The sequence below is a fragment of the Caballeronia grimmiae genome (genome assembly GCF_022879615.1).
Lineage (GTDB): Bacteria > Pseudomonadota > Gammaproteobacteria > Burkholderiales > Burkholderiaceae > Caballeronia > Caballeronia grimmiae.
This window is the reverse complement of sequence record NZ_CP084274.1, coordinates 167584-187312: the sequence shown is the minus strand read 5'-3', so window position 1 is coordinate 187312 and position 19729 is coordinate 167584. Positions and strand designations below refer to the sequence as shown.

Sequence of the window (19729 nt, the reverse complement as noted above, 5' to 3'; positions counted from 1 at the left end):
ACGAACGAATCAGACCGACACGCCAGCCGCCGCGAGCACGATGCGCAGGCCGAATAGACATACGGACGAGCACAGCGGTAGCGCAAACAGTCCGGAGCCATAGCGGATGCGAATCATGCAGGCCGACGACCATACATGCCATACACATTCGGGGAGGGCAGAAAGCCCGCGTCTCAAGATGTTCACGATCGCTCCACGACGATTTCGAGGTATTCGCTCGGCAGCACGAGAGTCCCGTCGCCCGACCGGTTCCGGCTCTCGATCAGCGCCATCAGGTCGCGGATAAAAGCGGCCTGCCGCTCGCCTTCGAGTGCGGTGAAAGCCTTGTTCATCGGGCCGTAGTAGGTGCGGAAGACGTCCATGAAATGCGCGGGCGACCTGTAGCGGAACGTGAACTCGCGGCTCGTCGCGCTGATGCTGCGCGCACGGCCATCGAAGAGTTCTTCCACCCGCGCCTTCGTGCCCCACAGCGCCGGCGATTTCATTCCGGGCGCTGGCGGAATGTGCTGGCCTATCGTCTTGAACACCTGACCGATGAAACTCTCCGGCGTCCAGTTCGCAAGGCCGATCTTGCCGCCTGGCTTGCAGACACGCGCGAGTTCGTGAGCCGCTCGCTGCTGGTCCGGTGTGAACATCACGCCGAAGGTCGACACCACCACATCGAACGATGCGTCCGCGAACGGCAGCGCTTCCGCGTCCGCTTCCTGGAACTGCACGGTGAGACCTTCCGCTTCGGCGCGAGCGCGCCCGGCTTCGAGGAGCGAAGGCACGTAATCGGTCGAGGTGACATCGCACCAGCGTCGCGCGGCGGCGAGCGTCGCGTTGCCGTTGCCCGCTGCGACATCGAGCACGCGGCTGCCGGCGCGCACATCGAGCGCTTCGCAAAGGCTTTCGCCAACGATCTGTAGCGTCGTGCCCACGACGGCATAGTTGCCCGTCGACCAGGCGGCTTGCTGGCGGACCTTGACGGCGGCTAGATCGATGGCGGGAGAGACAGTGGATTCGACAGCGGACATAACAGACTCCTGATAGGCGGACAGTATGCGAACGGCACGATGCGCGATGCATGTGTTGTGCGTTCGTTTGGCGCCGCGGCACTGCGATACGAGTGGCCCGCGCGGCAGACGGGCGCATCGCGATTGACTCTATGACGAGCGATAGACGATACGCATGTCGTCCATGAGCCGCGCGGCTTCTTCGCAACGCGCGTCGCCGAGAATAGACGCATCGACATCGACGAGTCCGAGCCTCGGATGCTCGGTGAACAGATAAGCGCCGCACGACTTGCACCAATGCCGTAATTCACGCGGGTCTGTTCTGTAAGCGCCGATGTCATTCACGCCGTGCGTCACGTGCAAGGCTTCTTGCGTCCACAGGACGAATGCGTCGACGGGAATGACGTGCCCTCCGTAGCCCACGCCTGCCGGCTCGCCGCTCAGCGTGAAGCGTACGCAACCGCAGATGCATCGAGCGCGATAAACGTCTGGATGGTTCACATGGCCTCCGGTGGCGGCGTGCTGCGCAGATTCGTTGTTGCGGGTCCGTGTGAGTGCTAGTATCGGCACGCAAGCCGAATGAATGAATGACTGCGCGTCCAGAAGTTTTGTGAAAGACGCCAGATTTCACGAGCGAGCATCATGGATGCGCTATCGAACGTTCTGCGTCTCGTGCGACTTAGCGGGGCGGTTTATCTAAACGGCGACTTCACAGCGCCGTGGTGCGTGGTCGGTCAGGCTTCGCAAGAATTGAGCGCCACGTTCCTGCCCCGCGCCGAGCGCATCGTGTCGTATCACCTCGTCACGGAAGGAAGCTGCTGGGCGTGTCTCGTCGATGATCCTTCGTCCGCGATACATGTCGATGCGGGCGAATTGCTCGTGGTGCCGCAGGGTGAGCCGCATTTGATGGGCAGTTCGCTTTCGATCACGCCTGCGCGTTCGGAAGAGATGATGGCGCATTATCTAAAGACGACGCCTGGCGAAGTGATGAAGCTGACTTACGGTGGCGGCGGCGAGCCTCGCACGCGAGTCATATGCGGTTTTCTTGCTAGCGACGACACGTTGACCAACCCGGTATTGTCGGTATTGCCGCGACTTTTCAAGGTAGACATGCGAAACGATCCGCGTTCGGCGTGGCTTGAATCGTCGTTGAGTCTTGCGACGCTCGAGGCGGCTGAATGGCGCGTGGGCAGCGCGATCGTGCTTGCGCGGCTGTCGGAGTTGTTGTTTGTCGAGGCGGTGCGGCGTTGCATCGATGCGTTGCCGGCGGACCGCAAGGGTTGGCTTGCAGGCGTTGGCGATCGTTTCGTGGGTCGTGCGCTCGCGATGCTGCATGCGCGGCCGGAGCATGGCTGGACGGTCGATGAACTGGCGCGCAAGGCGGGCTTATCGCGTTCGGCGCTTGCACAGCGCTTTACGCAAATGCTCGGTCAACCGCCGATGCAATATCTTGCGCGCTGGCGGTTGCAGATTGCCGCGCAGGAGTTGCGCAATGGAACGCGGTCGATTGCGGGGATTGCGGAGCATGTCGGATATGAATCCGAGGCGGCTTTTAATCGCGCGTTCAAGCGGGAGTTCGGAATGCCGCCGGCGGGATGGCGGCGTTGCCGCCGGGGCGAAGATGAGCGGCCTGTTGCGTTGGACGGCGATGCGTCCGGCGTCGGGTTGGAAATGGCAGGGGTGCTGGATCGGCGATCACAACAGGTTCTTCGGCGATAGGCGTGTTTGTTTTGTGTTGGTTTTGAGTGCGTTACACCGTGGCGCTTTGGTCCGGTTCTTTGCCCAAGGCACTGACTTTCGTGGGGCGTAGTTGAATGTTTGAGCCGTAGCAAACGATCGGTTTTGATGAGCCAAGGAGCACGGAGGACGTGGTGCTCGGCGGGCGCCGAAGGTGATTCAACGCGATTAGTGAGGCAGTGCCACCGATGTTCTACCGAGTGGGCACACAAGTCTGTGCTCCGAGCGGTTCGAGAAAGAACTGCTTTCTTTGATCACTTCTTTGCATGGGACCAGAGTAAGGCGCTAACGCGCTACTGGTCGACAGCCAGGAGCGTGCCCCCGCCCGAGGAGTGCAACAGCGCATTCACCGCTTAGCTTATGAGAAATGAGTCGTACCGGTGAGCGCGATCGTGCGCTAACGTGAAGCTCTTCTACATGCGCCAGGAGAGTTAGACGATGTCCACGCTCGCGCCAGAACAAGACTCGCTCGCCGATGCCAACGTGAGTCGCGAGCCGATCTCACGCTTCGTCGTGCCCGACGAAACACGCCTGCCGACGCACGTTGCGTCGATTCATGCGCAGTTTCGCCGGCAGTATGGTTTCGTGCCGAACTGGCTCGCGGCGTTATCGGTGAATCCGGATACCGCTTACCGGCTCGTGACCTTCTACGAGCATCTCTTCGATCCGCATCGCAGTCATCTCACAGCGGCGGAGCGCGAGTTGATTGCGGTCGTGACATCGGCGGCGAACGGATGCAGCTATTGCGTGTTCAATCATACGAAGGCGCTTGCAAGCGTCACGGGCGATACGGTGCGTGCGCAGCGAATTGCGCAGGGTTTTCATCACGTGCGGCTCACGCCGAAGGAAACCGCGCTCGCGGAAGTGTCGGAACGGCTGACGCGCGATCCGTCGAGCATCGGCGATGACGATTTGCAGCGGCTCAGAGAAATAGGTTTTACCCAGCAAGCGGTGACGGAAGTGCTGGAAATTGCGGCGTTCTTCAATTACGTGAACCGGCTGACGATTGCGCTGAATGTCGTGCCGGACGATCAGTTCTTTGCGGGGCGCGATCTAAAGGTTGCGTGATTGCGATGCACTCTATTCTAAGCACCTTGTCCGGGCGCGCGAAACGTGCGCGCGAGCGCCGCTTCTTGCGCGAGGCCAAACGCGCGATGAGTGATTGCGCCTGCAACGCTTCATACGATGGCGAAGCATCGCGCGCCGAACGGCTTCGATACATTGCGATCTTCGCGCAGGCGGGGTACTTCAACGGCTTTTCCGTCGAGCAGTTCGAATTGCTGATCGAATGAAAGGCGTTGAGCATCATCGTGTGATGCGCAGTCTCGGCACGGCTGGCGCAACGTTGAGCGCAAACGCTAGGCGCGGTTCAACGGATCGCCAGGAACGCATCAAACAGGCCGCGCGGGCAAATCGGCCAGCACATGCCGCGGCCTTCGCATCAACACCAACGCCTTCGCCGCACTCATCGCCCCAGCCCGCTCGCCGCGATCTGCGTCTGCACGTATTGAGCAAACAGCGCGTGCATGCGCGTCGTCGGATGCAGTTCATCGGCGAACATATACGTCTGGTCGGCGTTGGACGTCGTGTAGGTCGCTGGGGAGCACAGCAGCGAGGTATCGCGCGGCGTCTTGGACGGATCGCAAGCCTGCCCCGTGTTCGACACTGCGAAGCCGTTGGCCTGATAGTTCGCGATGGTCTGCGTCGTCCACGTGTACGCATCCACGACAATGACCTTGCCTTGCACGCCGTTGGTCTGTAACGCAGCGTTCAGCGTCGCGTTGAACAGTTGTGAGAGCTGCGTATAGTTCGCGCCGCCATCGGCGGACTTGATGCCCTGCGGCGACATGCCGATGTTCGGCACATTCACCACGACCACATGTGTCGCCCCGCGCTGCACGATCTGCGCCACGAGTTGCGCGAGCGTGGTTGCCGCCGTCTCGACGGTCGCGTTCGCGGCAGGCGGGCTGCCCGCGCGAAGGACATCGTTCGAGCCTGCCCACACCAGCACGAGCTGGTTCGCGTTGAAGCTGCCGTGCGTGCCGACATAGCTCGATAACTGTTGCGTGACCGGCATCTGAATATCGCCGATCACATCGGTCAGGAATTGATATTGATCGGCTGGCGTCGCGACTGTCGAGCCGCCCTGCGCATAATCAAGCCCGCTTTGCGCACGCAACTGATGGCCGAGGTCGATCGTGTAGGCGGGCGTCAGCGTATCGCCGTAATGCTGCGCGACGTCCTGAGCCCATACCTGGCCCGGATTCGTGGTGAAACGCCCGCCGCCTATCACGCTGGCGATCGGCGCATAGGTGCCGGCGTCCGAAAGACTGTCGCCGAACGCCACGACTTGCAACTGGACGCCGCCTGCGGGCGCGGACGGAGCGGTGTTGTTCGAGTCGCCTCCGCTGCCGCACGCGGTAAGCAGTGCAATCGTCGCGGCAATAATTGCAGAGCGAATAGGGGATTTGATTGCGGCGCGATGCATCGCTTCTCCGTGCCGGGCCATTGGCCGGGCAAATGTGGCGGGATCATGCGTCGATATGATCAGTGACGCGATGCATCAGGAAGCAAGAACAATGCAATACGGCGATCGAGCGTTCTATTGAGTGTCAGTATATGGAAAACATCACGCGGCCTGCCTTTAAAGCCCGCGCTTACTCACTACATCTTTGAACACCGGCATCGCTGAAAATACGTTGGGCCAGCCCGCGTAGAATGCGAGTTGAGTCAGCATTTCCGAGGCTTCGGTCTTTGTCAAACCGTTGTCCATCGCGCGGTTGAGGTGATAGGGAATCTGCGCGACTTGTCCATTCGCGACGAGCGCGCTCACCGTGACGAGACTCCTGTCGCGCGGTGCAAGTGCGGGACGAAGCCATAAATCGCGAAAGAGGACGTCGGTCGTGTATTGAACGACGCCCGGCGATACTGCGCTAAAGTTGGCATCGACCGTTTGCGCGCGTTGCTTCTCCGCTGCTTCATCGAGCGGAAGCAACGCCGCGTCCGCGGTAGGAATTGGGCTAGCGTCGATGCCACGCTCTTCGAATACATGGCTCGCGATTGCCGCGGCTGCCGTCGCGTTGGCCCACCCGCTAATAGAACGCAAGATGCGTGATGATCTCCGAAAGCTCGGCCGGCTTGACACCGTTGTCCAGCGCGAAGCGGAAGTGAAACGGCAGCTCGCCAGACTGATTACGCGCGATGAGAACGGACACCGTCGCGATGCTCCGGTCGCGTGCCGACAAGCCGGGGCGCTTCCAGACGCCATCGAAAAGCGTGTGCGTCGTGTAACGGGCGAGGGCCGGCGTTGCCGATTTCATGTCCGCGAGTGATTCTGGCGATTGCATACGGTCTGTCCTTTCCAAGTGATTGCATGCCGATGACAACACGCTCGCCGCAACGACGGCGAGTATATGAAGACGCCGCCATGACGGGCTACGGCTTGCGGTATTGTTCATCGGCCACCTGTTCCAGCCATTCGACGTTTTTTCCATCGAGCGCCTCCTGAAGCGCGATGTGCGTCATTCCGGTCGTTGCCGTTGCACCGTGCCAGTGTTTGACGCGTGCGGGAATCGAGACGATGTCGCCCGCGACGATCTCCCGCTTTTCACCATCCCATGGCTGAACCCATCCCTTGCCAGCCGTGACGATCAACGTCTGCCCCAACGGATGTGTATGCCACGCGGTGCGCGCTCCGGGTTCGAACGTCACCATGCCGCCCGAAAGACGCGAGGGCGGCTCCGCCTGAAAGAGCATGTCGATGCGCACATCGCCGTTGAAACGCTGCGTGGCTCCCTTGACCGATGCCATGCACCGCGGATGCGTAATGGCGATGCCCGCTTGCGGCGCATCGTCCGCCGACGCCGCAATCGATGCGACCGACAAGACAACGGCAACGAGACGCTTCATTCCGTCACCCCGCTCTGAACACCGCCCGACAGATACTGCTCATCGCTTACTTTCTCGAGCCACTCGACGTTCTTGCCGTCGAGCGCCTCCTGTATCGCGATATGCGTCATCGCGGTCGTCGTCGTCGCGCCATGCCAGTGCTTATGTCCGGGCGGGCACCAGATCACATCGCCCGCGCGAATCTCCACACGCGGCTCGCCTTCGCATTGCGTCCAGCCGCATCCGGCAGTCACGAGCAAGGTTTGTCCAAGCGGATGCGTATGCCACGCCGTTCGCGCGCCAGGCTCGAATGTCACGCTCGCGCACGAGACGCGCGATGGCGGCGGCGGCGCATTGAGCGGATCGATGCGGACCGTGCCCGTGAACCATTCGTTCGGACCTTTGATCGAGGGCTGGGAACCAGCGCGTTTCAGTTGCACGAGACACTCCCGGAGCGTGATGATCTGCCGGCCACTATAGGCACTCGTCACGCGTGCGACTAGGTGGCAAAATCGGCATGCCCTTATGCACTGGAACATGAATCGATGCACGACTTCAACGACCTTGCCGCCTTCATGGCGGTCGCGCGTGCGCGCAACTTCACCCGCGCCGCTGCGCAACTGGGCGTGTCTCAATCCGCGCTGAGCCGCACCGTCCGCGCGCTCGAAGAGCGGATGGGGCTGCCGCTACTCACGCGCACGACACGCAGCGTATCTGTGACGCAGGCCGGCGAAAAGCTGCTTGCGGCCGTTGCGCCGCGGCTCGAAGAGATCGCGGCAGAGCTGGAGGCGTTGAAGTCGTCGACGGACCGGCCTGCGGGAACCGTTCGAGTCACGACGACCGATTACGCAGCGAATACGTACGTGTGGCCTCGTGTGCAGACCGTGCTGCGGCAGTTTCCCGAAGTAAAGCTGGAAATCATCAACGACTACGGGCTGACGGATATCGTCGCGGGCCGCTATGACATCGGTGTGAGGCTGGGCGATCAGGTTGAAAAGGACATGGTGGCGGTGCGGATCGCACCGGATATGACGATGGCGATCGTCGGGGCGCCGGCGTATCTTCGATCGCACCCGCCGATCAGGACGCCGCAAGATCTGACGCTTCACAACTGCATCAACCTGCGTCTTCCCACTCGGGATTCGTTGTTGGCCTGGGAACTGAAGAAGGGGCGGCGGGAACTGCAAGTGAGGGTAAGCGGTCAGCTGGTCTTCAACAACACCTACCAGATGCTCGACGCGGCGCTTGCGGGCTTCGGCCTTGCGTATGTCCCTCAAGACCTCGCGACCCCGTACGTGGCGCGCCGCCGCCTTCGATGGGTTCTCGAAGACTGGCATCCCACCTTCGTCGGCCATCACGTTTTTTATCCGAGCCGCCGGCGGTCGTCGCGCGCAGTCAGTCTCGTGCTTGACGCACTGAAGGCCGGCTATCGCACGACGAACGCATGAGCCGCGTATCGGTCATTTCGCTTCGTTCGCGAGCAGGCTGCGGATCTTTTGCTCGGTCTGCGCGTATTGCCCTTCGCCGAAGTGGCTATAAACAAGCTTGCCGTTCTGATCGATCAGATACAGCGCGGGCCAGTACTGATTGCCGTACGCGCGCCATGTCGCAAAACCGTTGTCCTGCGCGACCGGATAAGTAATGCCATTGCGCTCGATGGCTTTCTTCAGATTGCCGGTATCGCGTTCGAATGCGTATTCGGGCGAGTGCACGCCCACGACGACGAGCCCTTTGTCGCGATACCGCGCATCCCACGCCTTGATGTACGGCAGCGTATGCGCGCAATTAATGCAATCGAAGGTCCAGAAATCGACGAGCACCACCTTGCCGCGCAGCTTCGCGAGGTCCAGCGGCGCGCTGTTGAACCAGTTGTCGATGCCCTGAAAATTGGGCGCATCCGCACCGGTCGCGATGGCAGCGGGCGCAAGCGCCGAGACATTGCCCGATGCGAAGGCCGCAATACCAGCGGTCGCGGCAAGACTCACGGCAACGGCTGCAATCCTGAGACGATTCAACATGACGACTCTCCAAGATGATTGACGATGGAGTGCATTGAAGCGCCTCGGTGTATCCACACTGTGTCGGCTATCGGAAGAGATCGCATTGCCGTGTATCCGCGCGTCGCGCAGATACATTGCGATACACAACCGCCGCGCTTCGGACACTGACGCGATACATGCGAGGCTTCAAATACGGGTCATCGCTCAACCTCGTGGAGACCCTCGTGCTACTCATCGTCATCGCGTTTCTCGGCGGCGCATTCACCGTGCTCAGTCCGTGCATACTTCCGGTCGTGCCGTTCGTCTTCGCGCGCACGGACCGGCCCTTTCTGACTGACCGTCTGCCGCTTCTTGCAGGGCTCGCGGGCACGTTCACGCTCGTCACCGGCCTCGGTGCTGCGGGCCTCGCCGGCGCCGCGCAATTCAACCAGTATGGCCGATGGATCGCTCTCGCGCTGTTCGCGCTCTTCGGCGCCTCGCTCGTATTTCCGTCGATTGCGGCACGCGTCACACGTCCGCTGTCAGCGCTTGCCGACCGGATCATCGCGCGTTCGCAATCGCAGATGGCGTCGCGCCGCGTGCTCTCCGCCACGTTGCTCGGCGCGGCGACGGGCCTGCTGTGGGCGCCCTGTGCAGGCCCGATTCTCGGAGCGATCCTCTCGGGCGCGGCGCTCGATGGCGCAACGTGGAAGACCGCTGCTGCGCTCGCGGCTTACGCGACGGGCGCGGCAGTCGCGCTCGCGGTCGCGTCGTCGCTCGGCAAGCGCGCGCTCGATGCGCTCAAGCGTTCGTTCGGTATCGGCGAACACGTGCGCCGCGCGATGGGTGCGCTCGTGCTGCTGACCGTCGCGGCGATCGCATCCGGCGCCGATACGCGCGTGCTTGCAAGCGTGAAGGGCGTATCGACGGATCGCATCGAAAGCAGGCTCATCGGCTTTGCATCTGCGATGCCGAAGACGCCGCCATCGCCGCGTTCATCAACGTTGCCCGTGGAAGGCAAGCTGCCTGCGCTCGATGGCGCGACCGAATGGCTCAACGGGCCGCAGCTGTCGCGCGATGCGTTGCGCGGCAAGGTGGTCGTCGTCAACTTCTGGACGTATTCGTGCATCAACTGCCTGCGCACGCTGCCGTATCTCAGGACGTGGGCGCAGCGTTACGGCGGCGACGGGCTCGTCGTGCTCGGCGTGCATACGCCCGAGTTCGGCTTCGAGCACGACACGCGCAACGTGAAGCGCGCCTTGCAGGATCTGCATGTGTCGTATCCGGTAGCCGTCGATAACGATTACCGCATCTGGCAAGCGTTCGGCAACCGTTATTGGCCGGCGTTCTATATCGTCGATGCAGAGGGGCGCGTGCGCTATCACCATTTCGGCGAAGGCGGTTACGACGAGGCCGAGAGCGCGATCCGTCAACTGCTTGGCAAGACGCCGGGCGCAACGGATGGCAATCTGGTGGCGGCGAACGGCACGCAAGTGGCCGCCGATGTCGCGCACGTCGCATCGAATGAAACGTATCTTGGCTATCGCGAGTCGGAAGGCCTTGCGCTGGACCAGCGCATCGTTCGAGATACTTCGTCCACCTACGCATTGCCGCAACAGCTTGCGCTCAACGAGTGGGCTTTCGGCGGACAGTGGAACGTCGGCGCAGAGGCGGCCGTGTCTGCGGCCGCGCACGCGCGCGTTGCCTATCGCTTCCACGCACGCGATCTGCACCTCGTGCTCGCACCCGCTGACGATGGCAAGCCGGTTCGCATCCGCGTCACCCTCGACGGCAAGCCGCCGGGCGCATCACATGGCGCGGATGTCGATGCCGAAGGCAATGGCGTCGTCACCGCTGCGCGCCTGTATCAGCTCGTGCGGCAAAGCGGTTCCGTCGACGATCGCACATTCGAGATCGAATTCCTCGATGCAGGCGCGCGAGCCTTCGCGTTCACGTTCGGCTGACCGCAACGCGATCACAGCACGAGCCGCGCTTCGAGACCGCCGCCTTCGCGGTTTTGCAGCGCGAGCGTGGCATCCATCGCGCGCGCAAGCTGGCGCGCGATGGCGAGCCCCAAGCCCGTGCCGCCGGTGCTTCGGTTGCGCGATTCTTCGAGCCTCACGAACGGTTCGAACACCGCTTCGAGCGATGCGTCGGGTATGCCCGGCCCGCGATCCATCACCGAAACGCGCGTGCGGCCATCGGCCAATGCTTCGACGCGGATTTCCGCTGCGTCCGAAAACTTCAGCGCATTGTCGACGAGATTGCCGACGATGCGCCGCAGCGCTTGCGGGCGCGTCACCAGCGGATGCCCGATGCGTCCTTCAAGCGACACGTCCCTGCGCGCGTCGCGATAATCGTCGACGATGCTTTCGATGAGTGCGTCGGGATCGATGCGCACAGCCGCTTCCTGCGTGCCGTGCAACGTGCGTGCATAGGTGACGCCTTCCTTCACGAGCGTCTCCATCTCCTGCAGGTCCTGCCGCAGCTTCGCGCCGGTTGTATCGTCGTCCATCACGTCGACGCGCAGGCGCATGCGGGTGATCGGCGTCTGCAAGTCGTGCGTGATGGCGGCGAGGATCTGCATGCGCTGCGCCATGTACATCGCGACGCGGTCCTGCATCGCGTTAAACGCTTTCGCGGCGCGCACGACTTCCTCCGGTCCTTGTTCGGGCAGGCGCTGGCCCTTGAGGTCGGGGCCGAGCGTATCGGCGGCGCGCGCGAGTTGCGCGAGCGGGCGCGTCGCGAGCCGCACGGCCAGCCAGCAGCACGCGACGATCACCGCGAGTTGCAGCGCGAGCACGAACGGCAGCCAGCCGGATACGGGCGTGCCCTGCATCGGCCGCATGTCGATGGTGAGCGGCGAGCCGTCGGTGAGACGCAAGTGCACCTGAAAACGCTGGGTATCGCCGGGAATGGCGTTGACGGTCAGCGGATAACGCTTGCCAATGCCATCGGCAATGGACTGCGCGAAGCGCGCCGACAACGCGGCGTCCGGGGCCACGCCGCCCGTTCCGGGGCCGAGGATGAACTCGTAACTGCGTCGCGCGAGCCGTGGCAGCCACGCGGCGCGCTCGTCCGGCGGCAGATGATCGAGCAGCGCGACGGAGCTTGCTACTTCGCGTTCGACATAGCCGGTCATCACGTTCGTCATGCTCTGGTCGCGCTCGGTCATCGTGAGCCAGAACGCGGCGGTTTGCGCGAGGGCGAGACCGATCAGCAGAATCAACGCGAGCCGTGCGAACAGCGTGCGTGGCCAGTGTAGCCACGAAGACGCGATGACCGGCGCGCTCGTCGATGCTTGCGTGTGTGTGTTCATTGCGCCCCGCCAAGCGGCGTCACGACGGCTGAAAACACATAGCCTTCGCTGCGCAGCGTCTTGATGTAGCGCGGCTCGCGCGCCTCGTCTCTCAAGCGTTGACGCAGACGGCTCACGAGAAGGTCGATCGAGCGATCGAACGCGTCCGCCTGTCGGCCCTGCGTCAGATTGAGCAACTGGTCACGCGTGAGCACCCGTTGAGGATGATCGAGAAACACGCGCAGCAAGCGATATTCGGCGCCCGAGAGCGCGACCATCGTGCCTTCCGCATCGAGCAGATGGCGCGCGGTGGTGTCGAGCCGCCAGTCGCCGAACGCGAGCAAAGGCGCGGTCTCTGTGACCTGCATGCCCGGCGGCAGCATGCGCGTGCGCCGCAGCACGGAGCGCATGCGCGCAAGCAGCTCGCGCACGGCGAAGGGCTTCGGCAAGTAATCGTCCGCGCCCATTTCAAGGCCGAGAATGCGGTCCGCTTCTTCGTTGCGCGCGGTGAGCATCAGCACGGGGACCGCGCGGAACTTGCCCGCCCGCAATTCGCGGCATAGCACGAGGCCATCTTCGCCGGGAAGCATCAGGTCCAGCACGATCAGATCGGGCGCGCCCTGTTCCAGCGCCGCGCGCATCTGACGGCCGTTCGCGGCAAGCGACACGCGCATGCCGTTCTTCTCCAGATACGTCGCAAGAAGCTCGCGGATGCCGCGGTCATCGTCGACGATCAGCACGTGGTCGGTGTGTTCCATTGCTCGTTCAGGACTTCCTGCGCTTGATTTGCAGCCGGGCGGGATCGATGAGCAGACATTGCACCGGATGCGCCAGTTCGGTCGCGATCTGTCCGGCGACGATGGCGACGATTGCGAGCATACGCTTCACGACATTGCTCCATGATGGACGATGCAAGCTTTATATCGCGAAACGCGCCGCCCTTCGACTGCTGGCCGGGGCGTTTTGTATCGCAGTGTATCCGCTGTCGTACGCGATACATGACGATTCGAGCAGACCCTCTCGCTGAAACATGACGGATACACCGCGGCGTTTCAATACGTCAACGGCAGCAACCGATGCAAGCCGCCAGGCAACGCAGGCAAAGCAGGCATCGGAAGCGTCGTTTGCCACTTAACGCCGTACATTCAATCGCAGAGGACATCATGAAGACTTCGATCATCGCTTTCGTATTCGCCGCCAGTGCTTTCGCGGGAGCCGCGCAAGCTGCCGTGACCAGCAGCAGCGCCATGCCGAATTCGTCCGTGACGCAGGCGCATCGCGACATGGGCAAGACCCGAGCGGAAGTGCGCAACGAACTCGTGCAGGCGCAGAAGAGCGGGCAGATCGCCGCGCTGTCGAACCTGTATCGCGGAAGCTAAGCCTACCGATCAATATGCCACTTTGAGAATCACACCATGACCGAGCCCATCGACACTGTTCTCTATACCGGCAGCACGCATGTCACGGGAGGCCGCGAGGGCCACGCGCGCAGCACCGACGGCCGGCTCGACCTGCAACTCTCGCCGCCCGGATCGGCGGGCGCGGGCACCAATCCCGAGCAGCTATTCGCGGCGGGCTGGTCAGCCTGCTTCATCGGCGCGATGACCAAGGCCGCCGCGAAGTTGCAGGTGAAGCTGCCCGCCGATACCGCCGTCGACGCTGAAGTCGATCTCGGCACCAACGCCGACGGTTATCAATTGCGTGCGCGGCTCGCGGTGACGCTGCCGGGCATCGAGCGCGACGTGGCCGCGGCCATCGTGGAAGGCGCGCATGGCACGTGTCCGTATTCCAAGGCGACGCGCGGAAATATCGACGTCACCATTCGCGTGGTGTGATGCAATCGTCGGAGGGAAGGCGTGCAGCGATGCACGCCTTGCCGCCGGTTCAGGCCGGAATGATGCGTTCCGCCTTCAGCCGGTCGAACAGCTCGAAGAACGCATCGGGCGTGCTCTGATAGTCGAGGAAGCCGGCCTTGCGGCTCTTCGACATGTCCGTCAGCACTTCCATCGGGCGGCCGAGATCGGCATCGGTATGCCACCATGAAACGAGCTTGTCGATGTCCGCTTCGGCCAGCGCATGGCGCGCCGCAATGTCGGCCCATGCCTTGCCCGCGTGCTGCATGCGGTTCTCCAGAGGCCGCGTCTCGCCATCGAAGGGCGCGGGCTCGATGCCGAAATATCCGGCGATACGCTCCCACATCCACTTCCAGCGAAACACGTCGCCATTGACCACGTTGAATGCTTCGTCACGCGCCATCGGCGACGTCGCGGCCCATTCGAGTTGCCGCGCGAGCAGGCGGGCGTCGGTCATGTCGGTGAGGCCGTTCCACTGCGCAGCGGAGCCGGGGAACACGAACGGCTCGCCAGTCGCCTTGCAAAGCGTCGCATAGACGGCGAGCGTCACGCCCATGTTCATCGCATTGCCGACTGCATAGCCGATGATCGTATGCGGACGATGCACGCTCCAGCCGAAGCCAAACTGCCCCGCTGCGTCGAAGAGCCGGTCTTCCTGCTCGTAGTAGAAGTTGTCGACGGGCTGCCGGCCTTGCTCCTCGCGAAAGGGCGTTATCGGAACGGTGCCCTTGGCGTACGCTTCGAACGGTCCCAGATAGTGCTTCAGTCCCGTGACGAGCGCAGCGTGCGTGATCGCGCCCGAAGGCCCCAGTGCGTCCAGCACGTTCGACACCATCGCGCCGTTCACGCGGATGTTCTCGGCCTCGGTCGCCTGGCGCGACCATGCGGTGAAGAAGACGTGCGTGAATTCCTGGTCTTTCAGGGCATCCGCGACCGATGACGCCGATGTGAGATCGGCCGTGATCGACTCCATGCCGGCGGGCGCAGGCGTTCGGCCGCGCGATAGCCCCGCTATCGACCAGTCGCCGTGCGTTTGAAGATGCTCGAACAGATTGCGTCCGACGATGCCCGTTGCGCCGATGATCAGTGCTCGTTTATCCATTGTTTTGCGTGCTCGTGCGTGAGTTGAACGATGTCATCGCCCTAGTGTGACGGATTGTGCGAAAGCCTGCTTGAAGAGGCCGCGATCGCCTAGACTCATTAGACCGCCCATGCATGCACGGCAAAGGAAGCGCGACATGATCGACAAGGACAACGCCGACAAGCGCTTCATCGGTGCCATCCCCGAGATATACGACACCTGCCTCGTGCCGCTGATTTTTGCACGCTATGCCGACGACATCGCGGCTCGCGTCGCGTCGCAACGGCCAACGCGCGTGCTCGAAGTCGCGGCGGGGACGGGCGTCGTCACGCGCGCGCTGGCGAATGCGCTCGCCGAATCGACGATCATCGTCGCCACTGATCTCAACCCGGCCATGCTCGAACGCGCGCAAGCGGTCGGCACGGCGAGACCCGTCGAGTGGCGACTGGCCGACGCGATGCACTTGCCTTTCGACGATGCGTCTTTCGATGTCGTCGTCTGCCAGTTCGGCGCGATGTTTTTCCCCGGCAAGCCTGGAGCCTTCGCGCAGATGCATCGCGTGTTGCGCGCCGGTGGCGCGTTGATCTTCAACGTATGGGACTGCATCGAAAACAACGCGTTCGCTTTCATCGTCACGGAGACGATGTCGCGCATCTTTCCCGCCGATCCGCCCATGTTCTTCGCACGCACGCCGCATGGTTATTACGAACGTTCGGTCATCGAGCGTGACCTCCGTGCGAGTGGCTTCGACAAAAATGTGTCATTCGAAGTCCTGCGTGACAGCAGTCATGCCGATTCGCCGATGACGGCCGCGATCGGCTTCTGCCAGGGCACGCCGTTGCGCTTCGAACTCGAAGCGCGCGGCCCGGATGCGTTATCGACTGCTACGGATGCATGCGCCGCCGCCATCGCCGATAGCTTCGGACACGGCCCCGTGGAGGGCGCGATGCAAGCGATAGTCATCACCGCAAGGACGTGACCTCTCTGCGTCGTCGAAGACTACAGGTTCATTACAGTTTCGCGCATGCGGGCCGATAAGCAGAAGCACCACGGAAACACCCAAAGACCCAGCGCGAGGATACTGTTCCTTGTGCGCGCATAGGCGAAATTAGATGAAGACTCTGACAATCCGGGCGCGGCTTGCGCTCACCATGACTTTTCTGGGCGTTCTGCTTTCTGTCTGCGTAGGCTTCGGTCTGTACGGAATGAACGCGATCGACGCATCGGCGAGAGACCTGGGTCTCAGCACGCTGCCGTCCGTCAATGCGCTGGGCGTGTCGGACATCTATATGAGCCGTGCACGGATGCAACTGGACGCTTATGCACTCGATCCCGATGCGCCGGACGCGAGCCAGATGCGTGCGCGCGCCGAGAGCCTTCTGAACAACTCCGACGACTGGTACAAGAAGTACGACGCGATTCCGCGCGGCGCGGACGAGGACGCGATCGCGAAGGATGTCATCGCGGCCCGCGCCGACATGCGCAAGGCCATCGAAACGTTCGGTGCGGCTATCGACCGGCACGATCAGGAACAGGTTCGCCGCTCGGCGCTGAAGGAACTGCCCGCGTCGTATGATCGCGTGAGCGCCGCGTTCAGGACGCTGCGTGAGTATCAACTCACCGATGCGGCCCGTCAGGATGCGGAAAACGACAGCAAGGTACTGACGCTGCGCATCATCGGCATGCTTTCGCTGCTCGTCGGTATCGCCGCAGCGGTATCAGGCTGGTACTTTCTGCGCCGCGCGATCATGACGCCGCTTGCTCAGGCGCTCGATCACTTCGAACATATTTCGGGCGGCGATTTGACGCGAGAAGTGATCATCAGGAATCACGATGAAATGGGGCAACTGCTCGCCGGCGTCGCGGCCATGAAGAACAAGCTCGCGGTCACCGTCGGCAGCGTGCGCGGCAGCAGCGAGGCAATCGCGAGCGCCAGCAAGGAGATCGCGGCGGGCAATACCGATCTGTCTTCCCGCACCGAAGAACAGGCGGCGTCGCTGCAGGAAACGGCGGCCAGCATGGAGCAGTTGACGTCCACGGTGAAGCAGAATTCCGATAACGCAAAGCAGGCGAGCAGCCTCGCCGATACCGCCAACGCGGTGGCCAGCGAAGGCAGCGCGATCGTCGGTCAGGTGGTCGAGACGATGGCCGGCATCGAGCAAAGCTCGGACAAGATCGCTGAGATCATCGGCATGATCGAGGGCATTGCGTTCCAGACCAACATTCTCGCGCTCAACGCGGCAGTCGAAGCCGCCCGCGCCGGCGAGCAGGGCCGTGGTTTCGCGGTCGTGGCAAGCGAGGTGCGCAGCCTCGCGCAGCGCTCGTCGACTGCCGCGAAGGAGATCAAGGATCTGATCGAAACGTCGGGCAGCCGCGTGCAGGCGGGAACCGAACTCGTGGCCCGCGCGGGCGAGACGATGCAGAACGTCGGCACCGCGATTCAACGCGTGACGGACATCATGGGCGAGATCGCGTCGGCATCGCACGAGCAGAGCCGGGGTATCGAGCAGGTCAATCAGGCCATCGCGCAAATGGACGAGGTGACGCAGCAGAACGCCGCGCTGGTCGAAGAGGCGGCGGCCGCAGCGGGCTCGCTCGAAGATCAGGCCGAGCAGTTGCGCGCGGCGGTCGCGGTGTTCCGCACGGGCGCACCGGCAGCGGCCGGTCTTGCGTCGACGCGCGGCGCCGCGCAACCGAAGCGCGCCGCCAAGGCCGTTGCCACGGCGGAAGGCGACTGGGCCACGTTCTAACGCTGTGCCGCTAGTGATCCGTCAGAAAGTCCGGATGATTCGCGCGAATCTGGTCGATCTGTCCGAGCGTGCCCGACAGATGGCTGCGCATCGCGGCTTGCGCGGCGTCGGGCTCGTTCGCTTCGATTGCATCGACGATGGCCGTGTGATCGCGCACGACCGCCGACGTCTTCCCCTCGACGGGTAAGGTCAGCCGCCGCAGCCGGTCGATATGCCCGCTGCGCCGCCGCACCAGTTCCCACAATTGCGGCACGCCCGCGGCCTCCAGCATCTGCCGGTGGAAATCCTGATCGAGCAGCACGAAGCGCTCGTTATCGGCGGGATCGAGCACGCGGCTTTGCGCGTCGATGGTCGCGCGCAGACGGCCGATCAGCGCGGCGTCGCGGTCGATCGCCAGCGTGCGGACCACTTCTATTTCAATTGACCGGCGCAGAAAATGCGCTTGCAGCGCGGCGGTGACGCTGATGCGGCTTACGACCGTGGCGTGCTGCGGGAAGATATCGACGAGCCCTTCCTCGCCGAGCTTGATCAGTGCGTCGCGCACCGGCGTCTGGCTGAGGCCGTATTGCGCGGCGAGATCGGCACGCGACAGCACGCTGCCGGGCGCGAGTTCCAGCGAAACGATCATTGCGCGCAGGCGTTCGAACACTTGCGGCGCGGCGTGACGGGAGCGGTCGAGGCGATGCGCCCCCGGTGGTGCGTCGTTGAGGTTCATGCTGAAAGCTGAGTGGAAGACGGATTCGGCCCTAGCATACCAATCCGCGCGGCCAGGCGAACAATTGGCCGCCCTCCGTACTTTCACGGATAAAACACTAATACATTAGTGTTTAAGATGCACGGACTTCCTTGTTTACCGGAAACTCCGATATGACGCGCGACATCACCATCACTCAGGTCAGAATCACGCCGATCGCCTTTCGCGACGGTCCGTTGCTCAACGCGGCGGGCATTCACGAGCCGTGGGCACTGCGCGCGATCGTCGAACTGGAGACGAGCGATGGCCGCGTCGGCATCTCGGAGACCTACGGCGACGAACCGATGCTGCGCGTGCTGGACCAGGCAAAGTCGCTGGCCATCGGCCTCTCGCCGTTCGACCTGAACGCGATGGAAGAGCGCGTCCGCGCGACGATCAAGGCGACGCCCGGCGCGGTGGAGTTCGAGCTTGCGCCCGGCTCCCACGCGGCCAAGAACGCGCCGAAGGTCATCAGTACGCTCGAAGTGGCGATGCTGGATCTGCAAGGGCAGATCGTCGGTGCGCCGGTTGTCGATCTGCTCGGCGGCAAGGTGCGCGATGCGGTGCCGTATAGCGCGTACCTGTTTTTCAAGTACGCGGAGCATATCGACCGGCCTTACGCGCCGGATGCGTGGGGCGAGGGCATCAGCCCGGAGCAGATTGTCGCGCAGGCACAGCGCATGATCGATCTTTACGGATTCCAGAGTATCAAGCTGAAGGGCGGCGTGTTCGAGCCATCGCATGAAATCGCATGCATGAAGGCGCTCGCGAAGGCGTTCCCCGGCATGCCGCTGCGCCTCGACCCGAACGCGAACTGGACACTGAAGACGAGCATCGAGGCCGCCCCCGAGCTCGATGAAATTCTCGAATACTACGAAGACCCGTGCCCCGGTCTGGAAGGCATGGCCGAGTTGCAGAAGCATACGAAGCTGCCGCTCGCGACCAACATGGTCATCACGACGATGGACGATTTCCGTCGTGGATGCGAGATGGGCTCGATCAGGGTGCTGCTTTCCGATCATCACTACTGGGGCGGCTTGCGCGCCACGCAGACGCTCGCGCGCATGTGCCGTCTGTGGGGCTTCGGCATGTCGATGCACTCGAATTCGCATCTCGGCATCAGCCTGATGGCGATGACGCATGTCGCCGCGAGCATCCCCAATCTCACCTATGCCTGCGACACTCATTATCCGTGGCAGGAGGAAGAGATCATCAAGGGCGGCCGCGTCAAGTTCGACAACGGCGCGGTCCGCGTGCCGACGACGCCGGGTCTCGGCGTCGAACTGGACCGCGAGCAGCTTGCCGTGCTGCACGAGCAATATCTGACCTGCGGCGTGCGCAATCGCGATGACCTCACGCAGATGCGCAAGTATCAGCCGGACTTCAGCGGCAAGAACCCGCGCTTCTGACCGGCT

At 62.9% G+C, this 19729-nt stretch carries 23 protein-coding genes; 10 read left to right on the top strand and 13 right to left on the bottom strand.

Annotated features, from left to right (window positions below):
* Window positions 1-182 precede the first annotated feature (182 nt).
* Both LDZ21_RS24220 and LDZ21_RS24215 read right to left on the bottom strand, forming a co-directional pair.
* Window positions 183-1016, bottom strand: a complete 834-nt coding sequence (locus LDZ21_RS24220) for a class I SAM-dependent methyltransferase (protein ID WP_244797182.1) — start codon at window positions 1014-1016, stop codon at window positions 183-185.
* A 129-nt stretch (window positions 1017-1145) separates the two neighbouring features.
* Entirely contained in the window at window positions 1146-1496 is a 351-nt protein-coding gene (locus LDZ21_RS24215; protein WP_244797181.1) for a GFA family protein, read from the bottom strand.
* A gap of 141 nt (window positions 1497-1637) precedes the next feature.
* On the opposite strand from LDZ21_RS24215, the gene LDZ21_RS24210 reads away from it, so the two are divergent.
* The 3 genes from LDZ21_RS24210 (at window position 1638) to LDZ21_RS24200 (ending at window position 4024) form a co-directional block, all read left to right on the top strand.
* Window positions 1638-2714 (top strand): AraC family transcriptional regulator, encoded by a 1077-nt coding sequence (locus LDZ21_RS24210; RefSeq protein WP_244797180.1) that lies wholly within the window; start codon window positions 1638-1640, stop codon window positions 2712-2714.
* A gap of 456 nt (window positions 2715-3170) precedes the next feature.
* The gene (locus tag LDZ21_RS24205) at window positions 3171-3800 is read left to right on the top strand and encodes a peroxidase-related enzyme (protein ID WP_244797179.1); all 630 of its coding nucleotides are present in this window, start codon (window positions 3171-3173) and stop codon (window positions 3798-3800) included.
* Between the two features lie 5 nt (window positions 3801-3805).
* The gene (locus LDZ21_RS24200) at window positions 3806-4024 is read left to right on the top strand and encodes a hypothetical protein (protein WP_244797178.1); all 219 of its coding nucleotides are present in this window, start codon (window positions 3806-3808) and stop codon (window positions 4022-4024) included.
* A 173-nt stretch (window positions 4025-4197) separates the two neighbouring features.
* Here the strand turns inward: LDZ21_RS24200 and LDZ21_RS24195 are convergent, their stop codons facing one another.
* The 5 genes from LDZ21_RS24195 to LDZ21_RS24180 form a co-directional block, all read right to left on the bottom strand.
* On the bottom strand, window positions 4198-5220 hold the full coding sequence (locus LDZ21_RS24195) for an SGNH/GDSL hydrolase family protein (RefSeq protein WP_244797177.1): 1023 nt from the start codon (window positions 5218-5220) through the stop codon (window positions 4198-4200).
* Between the two features lie 156 nt (window positions 5221-5376).
* Window positions 5377-5727: a carboxymuconolactone decarboxylase family protein gene (locus LDZ21_RS31350; protein ID WP_342346303.1), complete on the bottom strand. Its 351-nt coding sequence runs from the start codon at window positions 5725-5727 to the stop codon at window positions 5377-5379.
* Between the two features lie 97 nt (window positions 5728-5824).
* Complete coding sequence (locus LDZ21_RS31345; RefSeq protein WP_342346302.1) at window positions 5825-6079, bottom strand: carboxymuconolactone decarboxylase family protein; 255 nt, start codon at window positions 6077-6079, stop codon at window positions 5825-5827.
* Between the two features lie 88 nt (window positions 6080-6167).
* Window positions 6168-6641: a (R)-mandelonitrile lyase gene (locus LDZ21_RS24185; protein ID WP_404980578.1), complete on the bottom strand. Its 474-nt coding sequence runs from the start codon at window positions 6639-6641 to the stop codon at window positions 6168-6170.
* Window positions 6638-7060, bottom strand: coding sequence for a (R)-mandelonitrile lyase (locus LDZ21_RS24180; protein ID WP_244797176.1), 423 nt, complete (start codon window positions 7058-7060; stop codon window positions 6638-6640). The genes LDZ21_RS24185 and LDZ21_RS24180 overlap by 4 nt, the downstream gene beginning before the upstream one ends.
* A 105-nt stretch (window positions 7061-7165) precedes the next feature.
* Here LDZ21_RS24180 and LDZ21_RS24175 point away from each other — a divergent pair, with 105 nt between their 5' ends.
* A complete protein-coding gene (locus LDZ21_RS24175; RefSeq protein WP_244797175.1) occupies window positions 7166-8068 on the top strand; it encodes a LysR family transcriptional regulator in 903 nt (300 codons plus the stop codon).
* 12 nt (window positions 8069-8080) lie between these two features.
* Here the strand turns inward: LDZ21_RS24175 and LDZ21_RS24170 are convergent, their stop codons facing one another.
* Window positions 8081-8638, bottom strand: a complete 558-nt coding sequence (locus LDZ21_RS24170; RefSeq protein WP_244797174.1) for a thioredoxin family protein — start codon at window positions 8636-8638, stop codon at window positions 8081-8083.
* 206 nt (window positions 8639-8844) lie between these two features.
* On the opposite strand from LDZ21_RS24170, the gene LDZ21_RS24165 reads away from it, so the two are divergent.
* Entirely contained in the window at window positions 8845-10563 is a 1719-nt protein-coding gene (locus LDZ21_RS24165) for a cytochrome c biogenesis protein DipZ (protein ID WP_244797318.1), read from the top strand.
* An 11-nt stretch (window positions 10564-10574) separates the two neighbouring features.
* Here the strand turns inward: LDZ21_RS24165 and LDZ21_RS24160 are convergent, their stop codons facing one another.
* From LDZ21_RS24160 to LDZ21_RS31225, 3 genes are read right to left on the bottom strand one after another with little or no spacing between them, the layout of a single operon-like run.
* Window positions 10575-11918: a sensor histidine kinase gene (locus LDZ21_RS24160; protein ID WP_244797173.1), complete on the bottom strand. Its 1344-nt coding sequence runs from the start codon at window positions 11916-11918 to the stop codon at window positions 10575-10577.
* Window positions 11915-12655: a response regulator gene (locus LDZ21_RS24155; protein WP_244797172.1), complete on the bottom strand. Its 741-nt coding sequence runs from the start codon at window positions 12653-12655 to the stop codon at window positions 11915-11917. Before LDZ21_RS24155 ends, LDZ21_RS24160 begins: the two co-directional genes overlap by 4 nt.
* Window positions 12656-12662: 7 nt before the next feature.
* The gene (locus tag LDZ21_RS31225; RefSeq protein WP_268238048.1) at window positions 12663-12785 is read right to left on the bottom strand and encodes a hypothetical protein; all 123 of its coding nucleotides are present in this window, start codon (window positions 12783-12785) and stop codon (window positions 12663-12665) included.
* 275 nt (window positions 12786-13060) lie between these two features.
* On the opposite strand from LDZ21_RS31225, the gene LDZ21_RS24150 reads away from it, so the two are divergent.
* Together LDZ21_RS24150 and LDZ21_RS24145 are read left to right on the top strand one after the other, a co-directional pair.
* On the top strand, window positions 13061-13276 hold the full coding sequence (locus LDZ21_RS24150) for a DUF4148 domain-containing protein (protein WP_244797171.1): 216 nt from the start codon (window positions 13061-13063) through the stop codon (window positions 13274-13276).
* A gap of 36 nt (window positions 13277-13312) precedes the next feature.
* Window positions 13313-13732: an organic hydroperoxide resistance protein gene (locus tag LDZ21_RS24145; RefSeq protein WP_244797170.1), complete on the top strand. Its 420-nt coding sequence runs from the start codon at window positions 13313-13315 to the stop codon at window positions 13730-13732.
* A gap of 49 nt (window positions 13733-13781) precedes the next feature.
* On the opposite strand, the gene LDZ21_RS24140 is transcribed toward LDZ21_RS24145, so the two are convergent.
* Window positions 13782-14852 carry an SDR family oxidoreductase gene (locus tag LDZ21_RS24140; protein WP_244797169.1) on the bottom strand — a complete coding sequence of 357 codons (1071 nt, stop codon included), beginning with the start codon at window positions 14850-14852 and terminating at the stop codon, window positions 13782-13784.
* 139 nt (window positions 14853-14991) lie between these two features.
* Here LDZ21_RS24140 and LDZ21_RS24135 point away from each other — a divergent pair, with 139 nt between their 5' ends.
* Window positions 14992-15810, top strand: coding sequence for a class I SAM-dependent methyltransferase (locus LDZ21_RS24135; RefSeq protein WP_244797317.1), 819 nt, complete (start codon window positions 14992-14994; stop codon window positions 15808-15810).
* Between the two features lie 133 nt (window positions 15811-15943).
* The gene (locus tag LDZ21_RS24130; RefSeq protein WP_244797168.1) at window positions 15944-17581 is read left to right on the top strand and encodes a methyl-accepting chemotaxis protein; all 1638 of its coding nucleotides are present in this window, start codon (window positions 15944-15946) and stop codon (window positions 17579-17581) included.
* 10 nt (window positions 17582-17591) lie between these two features.
* On the opposite strand, the gene LDZ21_RS24125 is transcribed toward LDZ21_RS24130, so the two are convergent.
* Window positions 17592-18296, bottom strand: coding sequence for a GntR family transcriptional regulator (locus LDZ21_RS24125; protein ID WP_244797167.1), 705 nt, complete (start codon window positions 18294-18296; stop codon window positions 17592-17594).
* A gap of 152 nt (window positions 18297-18448) precedes the next feature.
* Here LDZ21_RS24125 and LDZ21_RS24120 point away from each other — a divergent pair, with 152 nt between their 5' ends.
* Complete coding sequence (locus LDZ21_RS24120) at window positions 18449-19723, top strand: glucarate dehydratase family protein (RefSeq protein WP_244797166.1); 1275 nt, start codon at window positions 18449-18451, stop codon at window positions 19721-19723.
* The last annotated feature ends 6 nt before the right edge of the window (window positions 19724-19729 follow it).

Bases quoted from the DNA above. Each gene is read 5' to 3' on its own strand.
- LDZ21_RS24220 (WP_244797182.1), bottom strand. From the start codon at position 1,016: ATGTCCGCTGTCGAATCCACTGTCTCTCCCGCCATCGATCTAGCCGCC.
- LDZ21_RS24210 (WP_244797180.1), top strand. From the start codon at position 1,638: ATGGATGCGCTATCGAACGTTCTGCGTCTCGTGCGACTTAGCGGGGCG.
- LDZ21_RS24205 (WP_244797179.1), top strand. From the start codon at position 3,171: ATGTCCACGCTCGCGCCAGAACAAGACTCGCTCGCCGATGCCAACGTG.
- LDZ21_RS24200 (WP_244797178.1), top strand. From the start codon at position 3,806: ATGCACTCTATTCTAAGCACCTTGTCCGGGCGCGCGAAACGTGCGCGC.
- LDZ21_RS24195 (WP_244797177.1), bottom strand. From the start codon at position 5,220: ATGCATCGCGCCGCAATCAAATCCCCTATTCGCTCTGCAATTATTGCC.
- LDZ21_RS31345 (WP_342346302.1), bottom strand. From the start codon at position 6,079: ATGCAATCGCCAGAATCACTCGCGGACATGAAATCGGCAACGCCGGCC.
- LDZ21_RS24185 (WP_404980578.1), bottom strand. From the start codon at position 6,641: ATGAAGCGTCTCGTTGCCGTTGTCTTGTCGGTCGCATCGATTGCGGCG.
- LDZ21_RS24175 (WP_244797175.1), top strand. From the start codon at position 7,166: ATGCACGACTTCAACGACCTTGCCGCCTTCATGGCGGTCGCGCGTGCG.
- LDZ21_RS24170 (WP_244797174.1), bottom strand. From the start codon at position 8,638: ATGTTGAATCGTCTCAGGATTGCAGCCGTTGCCGTGAGTCTTGCCGCG.
- LDZ21_RS24160 (WP_244797173.1), bottom strand. From the start codon at position 11,918: ATGAACACACACACGCAAGCATCGACGAGCGCGCCGGTCATCGCGTCT.
- LDZ21_RS24155 (WP_244797172.1), bottom strand. From the start codon at position 12,655: ATGGAACACACCGACCACGTGCTGATCGTCGACGATGACCGCGGCATC.
- LDZ21_RS24150 (WP_244797171.1), top strand. From the start codon at position 13,061: ATGAAGACTTCGATCATCGCTTTCGTATTCGCCGCCAGTGCTTTCGCG.
- LDZ21_RS24145 (WP_244797170.1), top strand. From the start codon at position 13,313: ATGACCGAGCCCATCGACACTGTTCTCTATACCGGCAGCACGCATGTC.
- LDZ21_RS24140 (WP_244797169.1), bottom strand. From the start codon at position 14,852: ATGGATAAACGAGCACTGATCATCGGCGCAACGGGCATCGTCGGACGC.
- LDZ21_RS24130 (WP_244797168.1), top strand. From the start codon at position 15,944: ATGAAGACTCTGACAATCCGGGCGCGGCTTGCGCTCACCATGACTTTT.
- LDZ21_RS24125 (WP_244797167.1), bottom strand. From the start codon at position 18,296: ATGAACCTCAACGACGCACCACCGGGGGCGCATCGCCTCGACCGCTCC.
- LDZ21_RS24120 (WP_244797166.1), top strand. From the start codon at position 18,449: ATGACGCGCGACATCACCATCACTCAGGTCAGAATCACGCCGATCGCC.